The organism is Streptomyces sp. URMC 123, assembly GCF_051386515.1.
Classification (GTDB): domain Bacteria; phylum Actinomycetota; class Actinomycetes; order Streptomycetales; family Streptomycetaceae; genus Streptomyces.
On the sequence record NZ_JBPQTV010000493.1, the window covers coordinates 1 to 3292 of the forward strand.

Annotated in this window: 2 protein-coding genes; both read left to right on the plus strand. The window is 79.3% G+C overall.

What is annotated here, in order from left to right:
- Positions 1-43 precede the first annotated feature (43 nt).
- Positions 44-1423, plus strand: coding sequence for a YcaO-like family protein (locus ACSNOD_RS29865; protein WP_436770208.1), 1380 nt, complete (start codon positions 44-46; stop codon positions 1421-1423).
- A 13-nt stretch (positions 1424-1436) separates the two neighbouring features.
- Positions 1437-3292 (plus strand): hypothetical protein (locus ACSNOD_RS29870; RefSeq protein WP_436770207.1); only part of this gene is annotated, 1856 nt, incomplete at its 3' end.

Below are 3292 nucleotides of genomic sequence, written 5' to 3' on the forward strand. Positions count from 1 at the left end.
CCTGCTCCGCGCGCTGGACGGCGGCCACCGCGGACCCGGCGCGGTGCCCGGCGACCGCCGCCTGCGCCGCATCGACCCCGTGTGCGGCGTCATCCGCTCCGTCGCCCCGGTCGACCACCCGGCGGGCACCCCCGCCCGCTACACCGCCATGACCGCCGACGTTGCCGACGCCCGGCGCCTGGGGGCGTGGCCCGCCGACCGGGTCTCGCTCGGCACCACCTTCGGCGACCCGGAGGGCGCCCGGATCGCCGCCATCGCCGAGGCCGTCGAACGGTACTGCGGGAACCGGGTGCCGCCCCCCGGCGAACCCGGGGCGCCCACCGTCACCACGGCCGACCGCCTCGTGGTCGCCGGGCGGACCGTACTCGCCCCGGACGAACTCCCCTCGTACGCCGACTGGCAGTACGGTCGCCCGCGCTTCCCGTACCGGCGGCTCACCGGCAGTACGGAGACGCTGTGGACGGCGGGCACCGAACGGTTGCCCGACGGCACCCACCGCGAGTGCTGGGCACCCGTCGCCCTCACCCACCTCAACTGGCGCCAGGGCGACCTGCGGGCCATGCCCCGCACCCACCACCTGAACTACGCGGGCATCGCCACCGGCCAGGGGCTCGACGACGCCGAGGAGCGGGCGCTGCTCGAAATCGTGGAGCGCGACGCGCTCGAACTGTGGTGGCACCTCGACGGCCCGGCCCTCGGCATCGACCTCGACAGCGTTCCCGGCCTCGCCGCCGACCTGGCCGGCTTGCCCTTGCGCGCCTGGGCCGTCGCCATGCCGTCCGAGTTTGGGGTGCCCACGGTGGCCGCGCTGGTGCACGACCCCGCGCGCGGCCTCCACGCCGCCGGCTTCGCCTGCCGCTACGACCCGGCCGAGGCCGTCCGCAAGGCGGTCCTCGAAGCCGTGCACACCTGGGTCTTCACCCAGGGCCTGACGGACCCCGACGGCTGGGTGTTCCAGGCCGTCGAGCGCGGCATGCTCGCCCGGGGCCTCTACCTCGACCACCGCGCCGACCGCCGCTATCTCGACGACGCCGGGCCCCACTTCGAGCACGTGCGCGACCTGGGCGCGCACGTGCAGGTGTGGCTGGACGACCGCCTCGCCCCGCTCGCCCGCCGCTTCACCGACCCGGGGGAGACCGTCCCCGTCACGGCCATCCCGCACGGCTCGCGCGACCTCCTGCGCCGTCGGCTGGCCGACGGCGGTCACCGGGTCGTCGGCTTCGACCTGACCACCCCGGACGTCGCCGAGACGCCCTTGCGGGTGGCCCGCGTCCTGGTCACCGGCCTGGTGCCCAACGCGCCCGCCGCCTTCGCGTACCTCGGCTGCCCGCGCTTCGCCGACGCCGCCGTCGCCCGCGGCTGGCGCACCACGCCGCCCAGCGGCCCGGACGACGTCACCCTCGCCCCGCCCCCGCACATGTAGGGCGGGTGACGAGATGACCACTCACGGGACGGGAAGCGAGCTCCGTACGGGGCGCGCCACGGCGGCCCCCGGGGGCACGGAGGGCGAACGCCCCTCGCCGCCGCACCCGTTCGACAGCGGGCCGGAGGCCGACGCCGTACTGCTCGCCCGCGCGCTCGCCGACGCGCGCTCACCGCGGCCCGTGGGCCCGGACACCCCCGCCGGCCCCGCGCGCCCCCGCTGGGGCGGCCGGACAAGGGGCGTTCCGGGCCGACGGCCCGGCGACGCCGTCGACCTCGACCAGCTGCTGCGGCACTCCCTCGCCGCGGACCCGGCCGCCGCCGGCGGGGAGCGCGGCCGGCTGCGCCCGCACCCCTCCGCCGGCGCGCTGCACCCCGTGCGGGCCCACCTCCTCGTCGGCGCCGGCTGCCCCGTCCCGCCCGGCCGCTACGCCTACGAGCCGCTCGGCCACCGGCTCACGCGCCGCGGACCCGGCCCGACCCGGCCCGCGCCCGGACTCGTGGTGGTGCTCACCGTCATCGCCCGGCGCACCGCCGCGCACTACGGGCACCGCGCCTGGCCACTGCTGCTCCTGGACGCCGGGCACGCGGCGGCCGCGGTCGCCCTGGCCGCGCTCGGGCACGGTTGCGCGGCGGAGGTCTGCCTGGACTCCGGGGCGGATCTGCTCGCCGCGGCGGCGGGCCTGCCGGCGCCCGGGGCGTGGCCGGACAGCCACCCCGGGACGCCGACCGAACACCCCCTGGCCGCAGTGCGGGTGACGCCTCGCTCCTCCGGGGCCGCCCAGGACGCGCCGGCCGACCCGTACGGGGCGCGCGGCGGGGCGAGGCCGGTTCCGGGGCACCGTACGGGTGCCGGGCCGCTCGCGCCGTGGGCCGAACTGCCGCCGGCAAGCGCCCTCGTGCCCCACGGGCTCGCACCGGACGCGCGAACGTGCCGTACGGACGCCGTCCTGCGCGCGCTGACCCGTACGACGGCCGCGCCCCCCAGTTGGTGGGCCGCCGGGCCGCCGCGGACCGTGGCCTCTCCCTCCGTTCTGCGTGCCGCCCTGGCCGCCCGCAGAAGCGCCGCCCCGCCCCTGGCCGGGGAGCCGGGACCGGACCGTCTCGCCGCAGTACTGGCGGCCGCGGCGAGCGCCTGCCCCGACGGGCCTCACTGGTGCGTGGCGACGGGCGGGCCCCGGCCGGGGCTGTACGTCCTCGGCGGCGCCCGGCGCCCTCACGACCCGCTCGGCAGCCACGACGGCCCCGTACTGCGGCGGATCGCAGACGGCGAGGCGCGGCCCACGCTCGCCGCCTGGGCCGCGGGACAGGCGTGGCTCGCCGACGCCGGAGCGGTGCTCCTCGCCCACAGCGGGCCGAACGGCGCCGGCCCCACGGGCGCCCCCGGTCGCTCGGGCGCCGTGGCCGCGCGCCGGGTCCGGGCCGACCATCTCGCCGCCGGCTATGCGATCGGCCACGCCCAACTCGTCGCCGGCGTGCTCGGGCTGCGCTCCCGCCCCGTCGGCTCCTGGCAACAGGCCGACCTCGGCGCGGCGCTCGGTGGCGCCCCCGGACAGGACTGGGTGCTGCACGGCCTGGCCCTCGGCACGGGCGGCACCCCGGCCGCGGCCGACAGGCCAGCAGCCGACAGAACGGCGGCCGACAGAACGGCGGCCGACAGAACGGCGGCCGACGGAGCGGCGGCCCACAGGACGGCGGCCCACAGAACGGACAGCGGCACCAGGGCCCCGCGCGGCGGGACGAACGCGGACGACAGCACGGACCCGCACACCGACACGGCCCAGGACACCGGAGCCACCGGAACGGACCTCGGCGGCGGCACGGACGGGCCCGGCCACCGTACGGGCACCGGCCGCCACCACCCCGCCCC